13 protein-coding genes are annotated in these 17,601 nt (G+C 43.1%); 5 read left to right on the top strand and 8 right to left on the bottom strand.

Annotated features, from left to right (window positions below; translation table 11 throughout):
• Window positions 1-55 precede the first annotated feature (55 nt).
• Window positions 56-1,432 carry a Gfo/Idh/MocA family protein gene (locus tag BLQ57_RS12040; protein WP_087939672.1) on the top strand — a complete coding sequence of 459 codons (1,377 nt, stop codon included), beginning with the start codon at window positions 56-58 and terminating at the stop codon, window positions 1,430-1,432.
• Between the two features lie 65 nt (window positions 1,433-1,497).
• Here the strand turns inward: BLQ57_RS12040 and BLQ57_RS12045 are convergent, their stop codons facing one another.
• A complete protein-coding gene (locus tag BLQ57_RS12045; RefSeq protein WP_087939704.1) occupies window positions 1,498-2,451 on the bottom strand; it encodes a carbon-nitrogen hydrolase family protein in 954 nt (317 codons plus the stop codon).
• Between the two features lie 120 nt (window positions 2,452-2,571).
• On the opposite strand from BLQ57_RS12045, the gene BLQ57_RS12050 reads away from it, so the two are divergent.
• A complete protein-coding gene (locus tag BLQ57_RS12050; RefSeq protein ID WP_087939671.1) occupies window positions 2,572-3,681 on the top strand; it encodes an endo-1,4-beta-xylanase in 1,110 nt (369 codons plus the stop codon).
• Window positions 3,682-3,736: 55 nt separating this feature from the next.
• Here the strand turns inward: BLQ57_RS12050 and BLQ57_RS12055 are convergent, their stop codons facing one another.
• The 3 genes from BLQ57_RS12055 to BLQ57_RS12065 all read right to left on the bottom strand — a co-directional run bounded on the left by BLQ57_RS12055 (window position 3,737) and on the right by BLQ57_RS12065 (window position 8,719).
• Complete coding sequence (locus BLQ57_RS12055; protein WP_087939670.1) at window positions 3,737-4,597, bottom strand: ROK family protein; 861 nt, start codon at window positions 4,595-4,597, stop codon at window positions 3,737-3,739.
• Window positions 4,598-4,695: 98 nt separating this feature from the next.
• Window positions 4,696-7,023: a PIG-L family deacetylase gene (locus BLQ57_RS12060; protein ID WP_087939669.1), complete on the bottom strand. Its 2,328-nt coding sequence runs from the start codon at window positions 7,021-7,023 to the stop codon at window positions 4,696-4,698.
• 241 nt (window positions 7,024-7,264) lie between these two features.
• Window positions 7,265-8,719, bottom strand: a complete 1,455-nt coding sequence (locus BLQ57_RS12065) for a DUF294 nucleotidyltransferase-like domain-containing protein (RefSeq protein ID WP_087939668.1) — start codon at window positions 8,717-8,719, stop codon at window positions 7,265-7,267.
• A gap of 102 nt (window positions 8,720-8,821) precedes the next feature.
• On the opposite strand from BLQ57_RS12065, the gene gndA reads away from it, so the two are divergent.
• From gndA to BLQ57_RS12080, 3 genes are all read left to right on the top strand, one after another.
• Entirely contained in the window at window positions 8,822-10,723 is a 1,902-nt protein-coding gene (gene gndA / locus BLQ57_RS12070) for an NADP-dependent phosphogluconate dehydrogenase (RefSeq protein ID WP_087939667.1), read from the top strand.
• A 110-nt stretch (window positions 10,724-10,833) separates the two neighbouring features.
• Window positions 10,834-12,201 carry an amidohydrolase family protein gene (locus BLQ57_RS12075; RefSeq protein WP_087939703.1) on the top strand — a complete coding sequence of 456 codons (1,368 nt, stop codon included), beginning with the start codon at window positions 10,834-10,836 and terminating at the stop codon, window positions 12,199-12,201.
• Between the two features lie 157 nt (window positions 12,202-12,358).
• Entirely contained in the window at window positions 12,359-13,495 is a 1,137-nt protein-coding gene (locus BLQ57_RS12080; RefSeq protein WP_205635624.1) for an aldose epimerase family protein, read from the top strand.
• A 91-nt stretch (window positions 13,496-13,586) separates the two neighbouring features.
• Here the strand turns inward: BLQ57_RS12080 and BLQ57_RS12085 are convergent, their stop codons facing one another.
• The 4 genes from BLQ57_RS12085 to BLQ57_RS12100 all read right to left on the bottom strand — a co-directional run bounded on the left by BLQ57_RS12085 (window position 13,587) and on the right by BLQ57_RS12100 (window position 17,553).
• A complete protein-coding gene (locus BLQ57_RS12085) occupies window positions 13,587-13,868 on the bottom strand; it encodes an addiction module antidote protein (protein ID WP_087939666.1) in 282 nt (93 codons plus the stop codon).
• A 13-nt stretch (window positions 13,869-13,881) separates the two neighbouring features.
• On the bottom strand, window positions 13,882-14,169 hold the full coding sequence (locus tag BLQ57_RS12090) for a type II toxin-antitoxin system RelE/ParE family toxin (RefSeq protein ID WP_087939665.1): 288 nt from the start codon (window positions 14,167-14,169) through the stop codon (window positions 13,882-13,884).
• 310 nt (window positions 14,170-14,479) lie between these two features.
• Window positions 14,480-15,949 (bottom strand): phage tail sheath family protein, encoded by a 1,470-nt coding sequence (locus tag BLQ57_RS12095; RefSeq protein ID WP_087939664.1) that lies wholly within the window; start codon window positions 15,947-15,949, stop codon window positions 14,480-14,482.
• A gap of 104 nt (window positions 15,950-16,053) precedes the next feature.
• Complete coding sequence (locus BLQ57_RS12100) at window positions 16,054-17,553, bottom strand: glycoside hydrolase family 3 protein (RefSeq protein ID WP_087939663.1); 1,500 nt, start codon at window positions 17,551-17,553, stop codon at window positions 16,054-16,056.
• Between the last annotated feature and the right edge of the window lie 48 nt (window positions 17,554-17,601).

The following is a 17,601-nucleotide window of genomic DNA, read 5'->3' on the forward strand; positions in this document are numbered from 1 at the left end:
GATTTTTGGATGAATTCATTATCTTGATAATCAAACCTTTCAAACCCAAAAAACAATGAATTCAAAAGAAGCGCAATCACGAAGAGATTTTATAGCACTTTCTGGAAGCCTTTTGGCAGGTAGTTTTTTTATCCACCCTGTGGCTGAAGCACTTTCTATTTTTAATAAACCTGGAGAAAAAATGAAAGTTGCCTTGATCGGAACGGGAATTCGTGGGACGACCATGTTTGGAAGGGATGTAGTGCGGGAGTATTCCGAGCAAGTGGAGTTTGTGGGATTAGCGGATACCAATGCGGGTAGGTTGAATTATGCTAAAGAATTTATCGGAGTAGACTGTCCACTATATGTTGATGGGCAGCAAATGATTCAGGAATCTGGCGCAGATGTGCTGATCGTGACGACGATGGACAGTACGCATCATGAGTATATTATAGCAGGATTAAAGGCTGGAATGAACGTAATTTCAGAAAAGCCTATGACCACAGACGAAGTCAAGTGTCAAGCCATTTTGGATGCAGAGCGGGAAAGTGAAAAAAAGCTCATTGTGACTTTTAACTATCGTTACTCTCCTCATCGGCAGCGATTGTATGAACTTTTGAGAGCGGGAGAAATCGGGGAATTGACCTCAGTGGATTTTCACTGGTATCTCGATGTCTATCATGGAGCGGATTATTTTCGTCGCTGGCATCGCAAAAAAGAGTATGGAGGTACGCTTTTAGTCCATAAATCCACGCATCATTTTGACTTGCTCAATTGGTGGATTGATTCCGATCCAGAGGAGGTTTTTGCGCATGGTAAACTTGAGTTTTATGGGAAAAATGGACCTTTTCGAGCCACTAATTGCAGGGAATGTTCTCATACCTCTTCTTGTGATTTCTTCTGGGATATTACCAAAAACGAGCACTTGAGAAAACTCTATGTAGACAATCGGGAATACGATGGCTACGATCGAGATGGCTGTGTTTTTCGTGAGGATGTGGATATCTACGATAAAATGGCCGTGCAAATAAAGTATAAAAATGATGTACAGGTGAGTTATTCTTTGACTACTTATTCGCCTTATGAAGGATATAGGATAGCTTTCAATGGAACCAAGGGCCGACTAGAAGCCTGGATCAAGGAGCGCCAACCCTGGGAGGAAGCTAGGGAAGATGTAATTCACCTGACTAAGAATTTTGGAAAACGGGAGGAGATCGTTATTCCGCATGGCGGAGGAGGACATGGTGGGGGAGATACCCGGCTAAAGGACAAGCTCTTTAAGGACCCTGAGATGGCAGATCCCTGGCGTCAATCTGCAGGAAGTCGAGATGGCGCCATGTCGATTTTGGTTGGAATAGCAGCCCGCAACAGTATCGAGCAAGGAAAGAAGATTAAAATAGCTGATTTGACAGATATCGAATTGAAGGATAGGGGAAGAGGAAAGGCCGTTTAAATATAATTGCTTCAGAAAGGTGTAAAGGAGAAAGTTGATAGCTACGTAAATTAATCAAGCATTTATTACAGTTCAAACTGGACACTTCCCTGCCTTTCCCTATTAACCCGAAGCTGCAATACATCTGGCCGGGAATAATGTCCCACAGGATCAAAGTTCTGACGCTCTTCCAGGACTCGGTTGAAATCTAGGGTTTCTATCAAGAGTCCTTCTTGCTCAGCAACTGGCTCCAAAATCCACTTGCCATCCGGACCCGCGATGCAGCTGCCTCCGTTCCCCAATAGCTCTGGGGATTCCTTTAAAATATACTCCAAATGTGGTGTGTCTGCTGGGAAATCAGACTTTCGCATTAAGCTGGAAACAGAAATCACAAATGACCGACTCTCTTGAGCAATCATCCGGGTGATCAGCTCGGTATTTCTAACTGCTCCGGGCCAAACTGCGATGTGGAGGTTTTCACCCAAGCCATAAAGTGCCGTGCGGGCAAGTGGCATCCAGTTTTCCCAGCAATTTAAACCTCCTAGAATAAAGGCTTTGAGTGGATGAACTTGTAGGCCATTACCGTCACCTGGCGCCCAAACTAATCGCTCGTCGTAAGTAGGCTGTAGTTTGCGGTGGACCGACTGAATCTCTCCTTTTGGATCGATATAAACTAAGGTGCAGTACAAACTATGTCCGCCACGATCGGTAGGTCGCTCGATGATCCCGAGGTAGATGGCGATACTTTTTTCTTTGGCGAGCTGCTGGATTTCTTTCAGGTCTCCTTTTTCGATCTGTATGGCCTGACTGGCATAGTGGGCAAAAATCTCTTTTTGGATGGGTTCGTCCCAAGCGCTGGCATGTGTGATAGAAAGCCACCAAGGATAACCTGGAACAAAGCCTTCCCCAAATATCACCAATTCTGCCCCTTTTGCTGCCGCCTCAGTGATACGCTCTTTGGCCAGTTGCAAAGTGGCTTTCTTATTGGCCCATACAGATGGGATTTGGGCAAGAGCTACCGTTAATTGGTTTGGGTTCATGAGAGAATTGGGTTTCAAGGGTGGATTGATGCTCAAATTAAGTAAAGGTCCTTTAATCAAAAAATATAGGGAATAAAGCCATGTCTTTTTATCTTTATTCAAACCTATAAAATCCTAAAAATGAACCATTCTAGATTTTTAATCGCCTTTATATTCCTAGGTGCAGTTGCCTTCCAAGCTCCTAGGGAGCAGGGACTAAAGGATGAATTTCAATCTGATTTTTTTATCGGAGCGGCAGTCAATGCACGGCAAGTCGATGGGAGTATGGCTTCAGCTGATTCTCTGCTAGGTCTTCATTTTAACTCCCTTACTTCCGAAAATGGACTCAAGTGGATTAATGTGCATCCTCAGGAGGAGGAATTTGCCTTTGAGTTCGGGGATAATTATGTGAAAAAAGGGGAGGAAATGGGAGCGTTTATTGTCGGGCATACCTTGGTCTGGCATCAGCAGGTACCGGATTGGGTGTTTAGGAATCAGGAAGGAACTTTCCTTTCCAAGGAGGCACTAAAAGCACGAATGGAAAGTCATATCCAAGAGGTGGTCGGTAGATACAAAGGCCAAATCGACGGTTGGGATGTGGTCAATGAGGCCTTTGAAGATGACGGGAGCTGGCGCAAAACGCATTGGTACTTACTCATGGGGGAAGAATATATCTCTCATGCTTTTAAAAAAGCTTATGCTGTGGATCCACAAGCTGAATTATATTATAATGACTACAATGTATGGAAACCAGAAAAACGAAAAGCCATACTCAATATGGCTCAAATGCTCAGAAGTCAGGGGATCCGGATTGACGGGATCGGGATGCAGGGACATTATCGATTGGACTTTCCAAGCCTTGATCAGATCGAAGCAGCCATCGAGGAAATCCATCAGGCGGGATTTCAGGTCATGATTACGGAGCTCGATGTGGATGTGTTGCCGCGACCTAGTGATTTTGAGGGGGCGGATTTGGAAATTTCCTATGCGGATTCTCCTGGGTGGAACTCCTATGTGGATGCCTTACCTGCAGAGATAGAGGACCAATTAGTCAGCCGATACGCCTCCCTATTTAAGCTATTCAAAAAGCATTCGGACAAAATCAGCAGGGTCACTTTTTGGGGTTTGCATGATGGTAGCACTTGGTTGAATAATTGGCCTGTTAGGGGAAGGACAAATTATCCTTTACTTTTTGATCGCGAGATGCTGTTGAAGAAGGGCTTTTTAGAAAAGATGCAAGAAGAGCACTAAAAAAGCGACCCAGATTTTGGATCGCCTTTTTGAATCTACTAAACCAACTTTATTCTTAACTATTAACTGTTTCTTCTTCGATTTCAACAAGGGCTACAGCACCGTGAATAGCCGTTTCGTCAAGTTCTGAGATCAATATTTTAAAATTTTCCAACACGGTTGGATAGCCAAAAGTGGAAAGATTTTTATAAAGAGCTCCCTTAAATAGTGGGAAGGTCTTCCGGATCGATCCGCCTAGAATAATGGCCTCTGGCGCAATCGTGTAGAGAATATGCTTGAAGAGCTCTCCCAGGTGATGTCCAAATTCGTCAAAAGCTTTTTGAGCATAGACATCCCCTGCGAGGGCTTTTTTTGCTAGGGATTTAGGTTTGCTTTGATAATAGTTTAGGAAGAATTTACCACTGCAATAATGCTCAAAATTGTGACCTAAGTAGGGTACACTGCACCATTCTCCAGCGGCTGAGTTTACCCCAGAATAGAGGTGTCCATTGATGACTATTCCCCCGCCAAGCCCCGTACCTAAGGTGATTCCGATGAGATTTTTGAATTTTCGTCCTACCCCAAACTTATGAACTCCAAGTGCAAAGCAATTCGCGTCATTGTTGATAAATACAGGTTTCGCAAATCGCTCTTTAAGAAATTTTCCCAGCTCTACATGTTGGAAGGCAGGGATATTTGAAAGGCCTAAAACGATGCCTTCTTCCACATTGACCAATCCAGGAATACCCACACCAATGCCGGCAAGATCATAGTCTAGGTAAGACTCGATAAAAATGGCTATCGTTTCTAGAATATGTTCCTTGTCTTCATGGGCCGGGGTAGGAATAGACCGGATATCCTCCAAATGGCCTTTGATGAGTACTCCGCCTTTGATGCCGGTACCACCGATGTCAATTCCCAAAATGGCCTTTTCCATTCGCGTCGGTTAGGTTGGTTGTTGTTAAATAGGTTTGAGAGCAAAACCAAAAAACCTCAATTAAAGGTTTCCCGATCTTTTGTAATCTTGTTTTTGCCTTAGAGCATTCCTTCTATAGATTTTTCTAATTCACGGGCTGTGGCCAAAAACTCATCTACATTCATGTCTCGGAAGAAAATCAAGCCATGACTAGAGCGAACTTTTGCGCGCTCATGAAGGTAGAAGTAGTTTTTACCTAGCAAAAGCTGAATATCATTTAATTGACCGACCCAAGTTCTCTTGGCTACTGTGCTAAACTTCCCATTGTGCGAATAACTTGGGAATGAAGCATTGACCTGGCTGAGATAGCAGTTGGCAAAGGAATCCTCCATCACTGACATGTCTCCGAGTGAAACAGGGACGATGACATTGGCTTCATGGGGTTCAAATTTAAACCACACATTTCGATATCCTATGATTCGGAGTTTGCTCGTATCATGTTCTTCACTCCACTTTCGGACTGCTTCGGCCGTCGCCTGCAATACTTTGTAATGGGTATCGGGTCCCGAACCTTCTGGATCCAGCGTTAAACTAATCTTTGTAGGTTTAATTTTTCTAAACATTTCCACGATCGGTTCCACATCTCTTTTTTTGTCAGGCTGCTCAGTAAAAATATCTCCTGTGTAAAAGCCCAATCGTAGGTGGTGCACATTTTTGACCTGTACTCCGAAGTGCGCCCAAACCAACTCCTCCTCAAACTCTCGGATCATACCTTTGAGCTTCTGGATTTTGGCAGGGTTTTTCTCACCATCATAGCTTCTTCGTAGGATACTGATCACATCGTTGATCGTCTCGCGAAGCTGGGTTTTGTTTTTGATTTCGTAGATGATCACCAAGGCCCGTACCACCCGGTGACAGAGTCCCCGCTTCCGTGCACCTGCATTTTCAGAGGCCACATTTGTCAGGTAATGATAGACGTCTTTGTCGGTTTTAAGACCATAGCCTACGCTAAAGAAATCCTCGTAATTGACCATCTGGATTTTATTGTCATCCAGTAGCTTCTTGGTGTGCTGCAAGGTATCAATCACAAAGGTATTGGTGACTGCGGTAAAGCCAGAGGTCAAGACACTAAAATGGGCTTCGTTAGATGGCTCATTGAGTTGATTGGTGATATGGGGTAAAATCCCCAATGAAATATCATCGTGATGGGGTCCTGTATGGAGCAGAACCTCATTTCGCTCGGGCTCCAAACCTTTGGCGAGTTTACTGTCTACGCTTTGGATGACTTGATTGACCGTCTCTTCGGAGAGATCGGGGATCAGTTTACAATAGCGATCTTTTTTTAAATCCTCTAGCTTCAGTCGATGCCCATATTTGTTGAGCTTCTTGCAAAGATCAATGACCGCCCGCTCGGTTTTTTCAAAGGACCACTCCCCCTTTTGATAGTAAGAGTCCATCGAATCGGTCAATTTTACCGCAGCGCCTTTAGTTAGGTAGAATCTACCATTTTTCAGTTTTTGTAGGACGGTGGCAGGATAGACATTGTTTAGAGAAGTCTCTAGGGAGTCTTTGACAATCCCTGCTTTGGCCTCTCCTGCAGCTATAATGATGGCTACTGCATCGGGATTGTACACGATAGTGTCAAGTCCTATGGTGATGACGAGTCGGTTGGCTGAAACTTCAATACCACCCAAATCACCGGCAGCTACTGCCTGAGTTTCAAAATTTGTCTCAGTCAGGCGGGTCACAGAATAAATGTGTGAGCCTCGGGTGTTAAAAGCGATGTGACCATCAGGTCCGATTCCGCCAAGGAAAAAACCAATTCCGCCCAGATCACGGATTTTTTTCTCGTAATCGGCACACCATTGATCGATTTTGTAAATGGAGTCTTGTTGTAGTTTCTCCAGTTCATTTTGCGGCTCTCTGAATCTTAAGGATAAATCTACCTTCAAGTCAGGGAAAATCTCGCTGTAATGCTTGCCTTCGGCCAAAGGAATTTCATCAGAATTGATCAGGATGGCTTTTTCCTTGGATAAGCCAAATCCCTGAATGTAAAACTTATTGACGTAGTCGAAGAAACTATTGTGCTGCTGAGAAGAAATTGGATAAAACTCATCAATCTGTACAAAAGTCAAGTCTTTGAGTACCGGTTTTTTGATTGACCCCATTCCGTATTTCTCCCGGATATCTTTTCCTTTTTTGCTATCCCAGTTTTCCAGTAGGTATTGCGTCCACTTGATGAAAAACTCGGGAGTCTTACCAGTAGGTAAGCTGATTACTCCCTCCGGATTGGCGGCAGCCCATTCTAGAAACCGACAGGCGGTCAGGAGTCCAAGCTTGGGAAAATTGTCCACCATAAGGTAGGGAATCTTGGTGCTGATTTTCTCAACGCCAGATTCCTGAAGGAAATTATGTTCTACTTCCGAGAGCGGATACTTACTGAGCATACTGGATCGACAGTTTAAGGTTTGTAAGATTTACTATTTTTTTGAGCATTTACCAAATAAAAAGAATCAAGCAATCGGTTAAAATCTAACATTTGACTTACAATAAGACTATTTGTAAAATTATCTATTGAAAACAACCTGCTTTTTTGCAATTTATTTGTTCTAACAAAATTAAAAAACTTTACGTAATAAAAAACAACTTTTATAAAAAATTTAATAAAGTACCGTCTATCTCTAAAATTTATAGACTTCTGGTAAAGGTTAACTTGATCCGAGCTTGGAAATCCCGGATAACTTTAAAAATCTCAGTAAGTGTGACCGATTGTACTTTGGTAAGACTTGAGAGTTTGAGGTAGTTTTTGGGTTTACTATTTTCTGTCAAAATCAATTGGGATTGGTTTTCTAAGCGAAGCGACATCAGGTAGTTGAAGGCATGAATCAACTCCTGACTTTCCGAATCCGAAAATACACCTCGCTGACGAAGCAGTTCTATTCTTTTTACTGTATTCGTTTCAAATATTTGATATTTCAAGGCATAGACGCGAGCCAAATCCACGATAGGCCTCATGATTTGTTTGATGTTAATTTGATTTTCACCATCGATTTTTTCGCTTTTAATATTTCTAAAAAAGGTGAGGGGAGGCTCAAACTGTAATGCATTATGTCCTAGATTGATATAAAAGCGCTCCGAGGCCTTTTCCAATAGCTTGCCCATATGGATCTGGAGTTCTTCGAGGAGATCCGCTTCTCCATAAATCGCCCTGCAATCAAAAAAAGTCGTGTAGTTCATAGCGGTTTCTTGTGAAGCATCTGAAATCCACTGCTCATAGTTCCGCTTCCAGTGAGAAAGCGAATGGGTCCACTTGGGATTCATGGCCATCAATTCTCCCTCGCAAAAATCGATTCCGATTTGGTCAAGTGCGGTGGATACCCGAGTGGCAAAATCCAAAAAATAGGCCCGAACCATCTCCCGCTGCTCGTTGGCCTTGTCTTCATAGATGATGGCATTGTCCTGATCAGTCTTGAGTGTGAGTTCTCCTCTTCCTTCACTGCCGAGCACAAAAAAGACAAATTTCGCTGGAGCAGGGCCGATTTCCTTGATCACTCTTTCGATTACCCGCTGAGTGATAGTGTCTGCAACGGTACTAATTATCTGGTTCACGATACCGGCCCTCATACCTCTACTGAGTAGCAAGTCGATGATTTCGGGCATACGATCCCATTTTCCTTTCAGCTCGGGGATTTGACGGGCTTCTTTGACTGATTGGATAAACATGAAAGGTCCTTGGCTTTGCTCGGTCAATACTTTGGTTCGGCTAATCCAACCTATAAACTGCTCATTTTCTCTGACCAAAAGATAGCGGGATTTGGTTCGAAACATGAGCATCAATGCTTCCACCAAGCTGGAGTCAGGGTGAATAGACACCATGTTGTATTCCATAATTTGAGATACGGGTGTTTCGGGAGAAATTCCCCCTGCCAACACCCGGTCTCGGAGTGTAATGTCGGTGATGTATCCTTGGATTTGCTGGGAAGACTCTCCTATGAAAAGACAACTGACTTGCTCGCGAGCCATACGCTCCGCGCAAGATCGGATAGAGGCGCTTGAATTTTCAAAGCGCAAATGCCGAAAATGCAATTCTCTGACCTGTTTGGAATAAAATTGATCCGATAGGAATACTGTCTCCTGTTTCATCCTGCCTAAATTACAGAATCTTACAATTATCCCTTGTGATTTTTTCATTACCATTGGACAGTATATCTTTAAAATCTCAACCTATCCTAACCCAGCCTAATCATGATAATCATCGTCACCGGGGTATCCGGTACCGGAAAAACTACCCTTGGAACAGCACTTTCTGAGCGTTTTCATCTTCCATTTTTTGATGCGGATGATTTTCATCCGGCCGAAAACATCGCAAAAATGAGTCAGGGTACGCCTCTGAATGATGAGGATCGTAGGCCGTGGCTTTTGGCATTAGCCAAAAAACTAGAGGAATCTGAGAAAACTGGAGGCGCTGTATTGGCTTGCTCTGCCCTCAAAGAATCTTACAGGAAGCTTTTGTCTGCTTCAGAAAATTTGAGATGGATTCATCTGAAAGGTGATAGAGAGCTGATATGGGCTAGGATGCTGGCAAGAAAGAATCACTACATGAAAGCAGAGATGCTGGATTCCCAATTGGCTACTTGGGAGAATCCCGCTTATGGTTTTCATCTTTCGATCGATCAGTCTCCAGAGGAAATGCTTTCATCAGCCATTCACTACCTACTATCAAATCCTATGCATATGAAAATAGGGGTGATTGGAATGGGGGTGATGGGAAAAAGTCTAGCTTTAAATTTGGCGGAAAAGGGAGTCCCTGTCTCCGTCTATAATCGCTATGTAGAAGGCAAAGAAGAAGGAGTGGCCCAGAAAGTTCTTGAAGAGCATCCGGAGTTTTCGAATATGCGTGCTTTTGAGAATTTAGAAGCTTTCTTGGGCTCCTTGGAAAAACCTCGAAAAATATTGATGATGATACCTGCAGGGACAGCAATAGACCATCAATTGGATGTGCTTTTGTCCAAACTTGATAAAGGTGACCTCATGATAGACGGCGGGAATTCTTTTTATAAAGATTCTGAGCGAAGAGTCCAAAGGCTACAGGAAGCAGGAATGCACTTTCTCCCTATGGGAGTGTCTGGAGGTGAGGAGGGAGCTAGAAGAGGGCCTTCGATCATGCCGGGAGGAAATGCTGAAGGCTATGCCATGGTGGAGGATTTTTTGGGAAGGATTTCAGCAAAGGATAAAAAGGGTAAACCCTGTGTCACTTATGTCGGTCCTGGTGGATCGGGACATTTTATCAAAATGGTGCATAACTCTATCGAATATGGAGAGATGCAGGTTTTAGCAGAATTGACCCATATCCTTCGATTTGGTTTTGGGTGTACTCCGGAAGAAGTTTCGGCGATTTATTCGGATTGGAATAAAGGTGATTTGAAATCTTATTTGCTGGAAATCACTGCTGATATTTTACTTTTTAAGGAAAATGAAGAATTGGTTTTGGATCAAATTTTGGATCAGGCGGGCCAAAAAGGAACGGGAGGCTGGTCAATCACGACAGCTTTGGAGTTTGGGATCCCTTACAGTCCCTTATCCGAGGCCGTAAATGCACGAGGAGTCTCTGGATCTAAGGCCTTGCGAATGGCGCTTGCTGAAACGCTGCAACATGATTTTTTACCGATCAAGGACTCTTTGGAGGCTTGGCTCCCCAAAATTAAAAAAGCCTATTCATTGGCTAGAATTATCAATCATGAAGTGGGGTTTCGTTTGATGAAAAGTGTATCCGAGGAAAAAAATTGGGGACTTAATTTTCACGAAATCGCCAGGATTTGGACGAATGGCTGTATTATCCGATCAGGTTTGATGGAGCAGATTTCTGAAAACTATATTGATTCCTTTTTTGAAATCGAAGGAATCAAAGATTCTGTGATCTTGGACAGAAAAGCTTTGGCTGAACTCGTTGGTTTGGGTATTTCACATGGATTTGCCCTGCCGGTGATGAGTGCCGGGATCAATTATATTTTGGGTAGAATTACTGCCGAATCGAGTGCCTCCATGATTCAAGCTCAGCGGGATTATTTCGGGGCGCATACTTATAAGCGCAAGGATGATCCAAGTGGGAAGTTTTACCATACTCAGTGGGATTCGAAGGAGGCGTAAATATCTCAGCTACTGTTGATCTTTTTCTTTCCATTCAAAAAATTCCACCACCGGATTGGTTTCGAAAAATGAAAGGGCGAAATTCATTGCGCACCCAATATCACCTAACTATGCGATACTATGTAATTTCTCTTTTGTTGATTTTCTATTCGGCTTTTGCTGTGGAAGCTCAAGATCTTTTGGTAACCAATGTCCATGTGATCAGCATGGAAAATGATCAGGTATTGAAGGATCAAGCGCTCTATATTTCAGAAGGGAAAATTCAAAAAATCATCCCGCTTACCGCTCAGACTCCCCGAATGAGTGCCGATCAGGTAATCGATGGAAACGGAGCTTACATTTTTCCCGGCTTGGCAGAGTTTCATGCACATCTACCAGTTGCCAATGATGGAAGTACCCAGCTTCAGGAAGAATCCATGTGGTTGTACTTGGCTAATGGAGTATTGCGGATTCGGAGTATGCTAGGCCACCCCAGCCATTTGGAACTGAAAAGGATGGTACAATCAGGGGAAACGGAAGGGCCAAGGGTTTATATAGCTGGACCATCTTTTAATGGCAACTCGGTCAGCAGTCCAGAGCAAGCTGCTCAGATGGTGATCGATCAAAAGAAAGCAGGATACGATCATTTGAAAATCCATCCCGGTGTGGAATTGGATGAGATGTGGGAAATCGCAAAAACGGCCAAAGAAGAAAATATTCCATTCGGTGGTCACGTTCCATTGGCGGTGGGAATTGAAAATGCCCTGGGATCGGGGTTTAAATCTGTGGAACACATGGACGGCTACCTCGAGGGACTTTTACCTGATGATTTGGAGATCGATCCGACTACTTCAGGACCGTTTAATTTAAAACTAGCCGATCAAGTGCTGATGGAAAAACTTCCCGATTTGATCGTTAAAACCCTTCAGCAGGGAACCTATATTGCGCCAACGCTGACGCTTTTTGATCGATATTTCGGTTACATTCCAGCAGATGAATTTCGTCTGGCTCCCGAGATGAAATATTTGCCAGGTCCGCTGATTCAGCAATGGGTAAATACCAAAAAACAATTGGAACGGGCAGGGATGCTGGACCGGGAATTTGTAGCGCCTTATTTGGCTTTCCGAAATCGTCTATTCATGGAGCTTCATCGAGCTGGTGTGCCGATGATCATGGCCTCGGATTCACCTCAAGTATTCAATGTGCCCGGCTTCTCTATTCATCATGAGATCGAGTTGATGTCTGAGGCAGGAATGTCAAATTATGAAATTTTGAAGACAGGTTCAGTAGAGCCCGCCAAGTACATGAATGCGGAGGCAAATTGGGGAATGATCAAGGAAGGGATGTCTGCCGACTTTGTGATGGTGAAGGAAAACCCATTAGAGAATCTCAAGACCATGCAAAAACCACTGGGGTTGGCCATAGGGGGAAAATGGATCACTGGGGAAAAGCTACAGGAAGAACTGGATCGAATTGAAAAAAATCATGAACGGAAATAAGGTTTTTCTAAATGCTGTACCTGATGACACCCGGCTGGAGAAGTGTAAAACTCAAAGCTGCTTGGCTAATGAAAAGCTGTAAGATTGACAATAGAATTTAGAAAAACCGACTTGCTGTTTTTTTTTAAATACGAAGCTGTAAATAACCCAAAACCCTATGAAAATCAAATTAATTGTTAATACAGGTCTTTTGCTTTTACTGGCTTGGTCCTGTACTCAGAAACCTACACAAGAACCTATTAAAGAAGAAATCAAACTTATGATCAAAGCAGAAAAAGTCACGGAGCACCAAGGTGAATCTGTTTCCAAATACCTATTGGATAACGGTAACATGCAGGTGGAGCTCACTAATTATGGAGGGGTAATCACCAAAATCATCACCCCGGACAAAGACGGAAATCAAGAGAATATCACCTTAACCTTTGATACGGTAGAGGAATTTTTGACCAAGGAAAATCCATTTTTCGGTGCTACAGCTGGACGGGTGGCCAACCGAATTGCCAAGGGAGAGTTTGAACTGGATGATCAAACTTACACTTTGGCACAAAACAACGGAGAAAATCATCTACATGGAGGATCAGAAGGGTTTAATAAGAAAGTATGGCAGTCCGAGCCTTATTCTGATGAGAAAGTAATTGGAGTAAAAATGAGCTATACTAGTCCTGACGGTGAGGAAGGGTATCCTGGGACTTTGCAGACTACGCAGTGGATTGAGTTGACCCATGATAATACCCTTCGAATTCGCTTTGAAGCGACGACAGATCAAAAAACGATAGTCAATCTGACCAATCACACTTACTTTAACTTAGGTGGAGTGAAAAGGGATGTTCTGGATCATGAATTCCAGTTTTGGGCAGATGCCTATACCCCTGTCGATGAAGGGTTGATTCCCACGGGCGAAGTAAAAGATGTAACAGGTACCGCTTTTGACTTTCGTAGTCCCAAAATTCTGGGGGATCAGATTGCTACCAATGGAGAAGGGTTTGATCACAACATGGTGATGAAAATGGAAAAATCAGATGAAATGAAACACTTCGTGCGCGTTCGTCATCCTGAATCCGGCCGGGTGCTGGATATGTATTCAAACAATTTGGGAGTGCAGTTTTACACGGGAAACTTTCTGTCTGACTTTGCAGGTGCGGACGGCAAAATCTATGATAAGCATTGGGGATTTTGTCTTGAGTCCCAAAACTGGCCCGATGCGATCAATCATAAAAACTTTCCCAGCCCAGTTTTAAATCCAGGCGAAAAATACGAGCATCAGATTGAGTATAGATTTTCGGTAGAGGAGTAAAGAAAAGAAGCCTCTAAGGTGTAAAATCCCTGAGAGGCTTTTGTTCTTATAGGTGAAAATTCGGGCATATTCCGAATTAAGTTTGAAAAAATCACAGACTTGTCTTCAATTGCAATTTCTCCCTAATTGCTCGAATTACTTTTAAAATTGTATCAAACTGAGGTTTGGAATTAGGAGAAAGGGCCTTGTAGAGACTTGGTCGACTAAGTCCGGTTCGTTCAGCAATTTGGGTCATTCCTATGGCTTTAGCAATATGCCCCAATGCGACGACAATTTCTTGAGCATTTCCTTCTTCGAGCACGGTATTCAGGTACTCATGGACAATTTCTTCATCATGGAGGTACTCTGCAATTTCAAATTTTGTGGTGTTCATATTAGTTTTCCTTTTATTGATTCCAGAGGGACTTCGCTTTTTTGATGTCAAATTCTTGAGAACTCTTATCACCGCCAATAAGTAAGAGTATAATTCTTTCTCCCTGTCTTCTAAAATAAATTCTGTATCCCGGACCATAGTGGACCCGAAATTCTTCTATTCCTTCACCCACAGCGGAAATGTCTCCTAAGTTCCCCGCTTCCACTCGTTGTAGTCTCAAGAGGATTTTAGCCTTGGCTTTTCTATCCTTTAGTTTTTTAAGCCATTTATCGAATTCCGGGGTTTTCTCCAGAAGAAACATACGTAAATGTAATCACTTGGATACATTTCTCAAAGTAATTGATTTAAACTTTTCCAATTAGCAAATGGGAAAAGGTATTTTCTCAAAACTGGCCCGATGCGATCAATCATGAAAACTTTCCCAGCCCAGTTTTAAATCCAGGCGAAAAATACGAGCATCAGATTGAGTATAGATTTTCGGTAGAGGAGTAAAAAATAGAACCCTCCAAGGATGTAATTCTTTGGAGGGTTTTGTCATTTTTTAGGGAGTTAATTCGAGGAAGTTTCGAATAAGAGCATAATTTTTTACATCGAAACCCAATTAAAATAACCTAATCCATCACTTGACTAATCCTAATGACAATAAATTCAGCAGGACGAATCATGGCTATACCAATTTCTACTTTTAATAGATTATCTAAGATATCTTGTGGACTCATGGTCTGACCTAATCCAACACGCACAAAGAAGGCATCCTCGGCTTTGGCTCCGGCGAGTCCTCCTTGTCTCCAGAGTGCTACCATAAAATTTTCACAACTCATTTTCACGGCGTTCCAAGTGCTGGAATTATTGGCTTCGACGCTCCAATCTCCTAAAGCTTTTTTGATGGATTGCTCAATCATGATGGCTGTTCTACGGACCGGCACATAGCGCCACTCATTGTCATTTCCTGCGAGAGTTCTGGCTCCCCAGATTAGGACTCCTCTTCCTGTAAAAAGTCGGATGGCGTTAATGGATTTCCCCGATAAACCACCTGCGTTTAAATCTTCCTGTTGAGAAGAATTGATTGTAATAGAGGGTTCTGTAAAACCTGATAGAGAAACATTGGCGGGCGCTTTCCATATGCCCCGGCTAGTATCCGTCATGCTGTAGGCTCCGGAAACGGCTCCTGAACTGGGGAAAGCACTTAATTTTTTTGCCATTCCTTGAAGGATTGATTTATAGGTGGGGCTCAGGATTTCCAAGGATCTGTGAAAATTTGGGTCAGTTTTAGTATTGCTACTCAAAAATTGCTGCGCTGCTGGTTCAAGTAAAATCTCATCTAAGGCGATCGAGGAGTCTAAATTTTTGTAGCTAAGGTTAAAATCACTTGCAGGTCTATTTAGCCAAGGATAATAGGCCGCTCCAAAACTCAAATGCTGATTTCCGATCCCTGTCCGGAACTCTTCGATGATATCCCTCTCAGCTGTCCGCTCTAAAAACCCATCAGGAATATCCATGATGGCGAATCGTTTTTGGTCTTGTTCGCATGTTCTTAACATTTCTTGATATACCGGGAAAGCCTCATTTCCAAGCTCGACAGCATCTGGAATCAATACCAAACTGGGTTCTTTTTCAGCTCCTAATGCCTTTATCCCTGCTGGAGTTGACGAAGCTGTTCCCAAGAGTTCTTCTCGTTTGATCAAGACTTCATTCTGATCAGCATAGGTTCCGACGGAAATGATGTAGCAGCTCCCACCTCCGTTGTAAAAGAAATCCCGTACGCTGAGGTACAGGTAGGCTTTTTGATTGGCTTTTAGGATGATAGATTTTGATACCCCATCAATAATGATCGGGTGAGGATCATCAGCTATTGCCGGAAGGAGTTCGAAAATCGGTTGGTAATTTTCACCAAACTTAGCTTTATATTCTGCGAGGGAATTTACCCTAACTGGTGTGTTTAAGGCTGATTGTCCCTCGTGAATCGCTATTTCTGTGTAGCCAATAAAGGCAGGTAGGGCAGTAGGGACTTGAATGATTGTCTTAGGCAAGGTGCTGATTTCCTTGATGTAAACTCCTGGCCTTCGGAATTTTTTGCTCATAAAAATGTGTTCAAAGAGTTGATTTTCAAATTACAATTCCCTGGAGCAAAGTCCTACAAGAATGGGGGAATTTTAAAACAAAACTCTCCAACCCTCCAAGGGATCTAAAGCCCTTGGAGGGTTTGGACTACCACTTTTTGCACCTCCTCAAAGGCCTGATATCCGCAAATCACCGCTTGAAAATCTTCCAATTTTCCTAGGTGCTTTAAGGCCAAAGGATTTCCAAAATGAACCAAAATACAAGGCTTACTTTTTTCCAATGCCTTGATTTCGTCCAGTACAGCCTGATCCATTCCAAACTGATTTAGAGGCTTGTGACTTGGGACAAAAACGCCTAAAATTACTTTTTCAGCTTGGTCGATTGGCAAGGATGATAAATTGAGCTCTTGCGAAAAGTGACTTGGGCTTTGGGTGAAAAATTCCCGGTAACCCAGCTTTCCGCCTTCTGCCAAAGTCTTAAGTTCAGCGGGATTAATTTCCCCTGAAATCACCGACACATAGTTTTCTGCCAGATCCTTTTGGAGTTGGGAATGACTTTCCCAATCGAAGGCAGGAACTTCAATAGACTTGCTTTCCATCACACCCAATCGCTTTTTCAAGTCCATCACTTTTCCAAAAACCTCATCGACTTCCGCATCTGAAGCCATTTGGCCGATTTTTTCAATCCCTTCCTTTACATGATCAGAAAAACACAAAATATCATTTCCGGCATGAAAGGCCTGCCATTCAAGCTCTCCAGGCTTGGGGTAGAGATTGGCCACAGCTTTCATATTTAGCGCATCGGAGATCACGAGCCCTTTAAATCCCATTTCATTTTTGAGCAAATTGGTGATCAGTTCGCGACTGATGCTGGCAGGAATGTCTTTTCCTCCAGTCAGCGCAGGTACGGCTAAGTGGCCCACCATGATCATTTCTATGCCGCGATCAATTCCATATTGAAAGGGCAAGAGTTCTTCTGCCTTGAGTTCCTCTTTAGATTTTTGTAAAATCGGCAATCCTAAATGCGAGTCCACAGCTGTGTCCCCATGTCCGGGGAAATGCTTCAAACAGGCTCCAATCCCCGCTTTTTTCATTCCAGAATAAGTTGCAAAGGAAAGTTTGGCGGCTTTCTCTACATCATCTCCAAAGGAGCGATAGCCAATTACGGGATTTTCCGGATTGGTATTCACATCAGCGCAGGGAGCCAAGTTCAAGTGAATTCCGGACCGCTTCATATCCATGCCCATTCGATAGCCGACTTCTTTCACCCATTTTTCAGGATCTTTTTTCAACGCTCCCAATGTAATTGCAAAAGGATATTGAGGTGTTTTTTCGATCCGCATTGCGAGACCATATTCCCCGTCAATGCTGATCAACAATGGTATTTTGGAATGGGCTTGATAGCGATTGATCAGCTCTACGAGTTTCTCGAAAGTACCTTCGGTTTTCAGTGATTCTGCTCGTTTTTCAAAATTAGCCGCTGCAGAATATCGGCTATGGAAAAAAGTCAAGCCGCCGATTTCCTGCTCTTGAATCAATTTTTCTATAGCCTGATAATTCTCTTCTGAATCATGGATGAAAGCTGCAGGAGAAAAGCATTGGGCGATTTTTTGGGATTTATTCATGGTGTAATAAGGCCTAAGGGAGTGTCTGCACTCCCGCCTAAATATAGC

It is taken from the genome of Algoriphagus faecimaris (assembly GCF_900101705.1).
Classification (GTDB): domain Bacteria; phylum Bacteroidota; class Bacteroidia; order Cytophagales; family Cyclobacteriaceae; genus Algoriphagus; species Algoriphagus faecimaris.

Bases quoted from the DNA above. Each gene is read 5' to 3' on its own strand.
- BLQ57_RS12040 (WP_087939672.1), top strand. From the start codon at position 56: ATGAATTCAAAAGAAGCGCAATCACGAAGAGATTTTATAGCACTTTCT.
- BLQ57_RS12045 (WP_087939704.1), bottom strand. From the start codon at position 2,451: ATGAACCCAAACCAATTAACGGTAGCTCTTGCCCAAATCCCATCTGTA.
- BLQ57_RS12050 (WP_087939671.1), top strand. From the start codon at position 2,572: ATGAACCATTCTAGATTTTTAATCGCCTTTATATTCCTAGGTGCAGTT.
- BLQ57_RS12055 (WP_087939670.1), bottom strand. From the start codon at position 4,597: ATGGAAAAGGCCATTTTGGGAATTGACATCGGTGGTACCGGCATCAAA.
- BLQ57_RS12060 (WP_087939669.1), bottom strand. From the start codon at position 7,023: ATGCTCAGTAAGTATCCGCTCTCGGAAGTAGAACATAATTTCCTTCAG.
- BLQ57_RS12065 (WP_087939668.1), bottom strand. From the start codon at position 8,719: ATGAAACAGGAGACAGTATTCCTATCGGATCAATTTTATTCCAAACAG.
- gndA (WP_087939667.1), top strand. From the start codon at position 8,822: ATGATAATCATCGTCACCGGGGTATCCGGTACCGGAAAAACTACCCTT.
- BLQ57_RS12075 (WP_087939703.1), top strand. From the start codon at position 10,834: ATGCGATACTATGTAATTTCTCTTTTGTTGATTTTCTATTCGGCTTTT.
- BLQ57_RS12080 (WP_205635624.1), top strand. From the start codon at position 12,359: ATGAAAATCAAATTAATTGTTAATACAGGTCTTTTGCTTTTACTGGCT.
- BLQ57_RS12085 (WP_087939666.1), bottom strand. From the start codon at position 13,868: ATGAACACCACAAAATTTGAAATTGCAGAGTACCTCCATGATGAAGAA.
- BLQ57_RS12090 (WP_087939665.1), bottom strand. From the start codon at position 14,169: ATGTTTCTTCTGGAGAAAACCCCGGAATTCGATAAATGGCTTAAAAAA.
- BLQ57_RS12095 (WP_087939664.1), bottom strand. From the start codon at position 15,949: ATGAGCAAAAAATTCCGAAGGCCAGGAGTTTACATCAAGGAAATCAGC.
- BLQ57_RS12100 (WP_087939663.1), bottom strand. From the start codon at position 17,553: ATGAATAAATCCCAAAAAATCGCCCAATGCTTTTCTCCTGCAGCTTTC.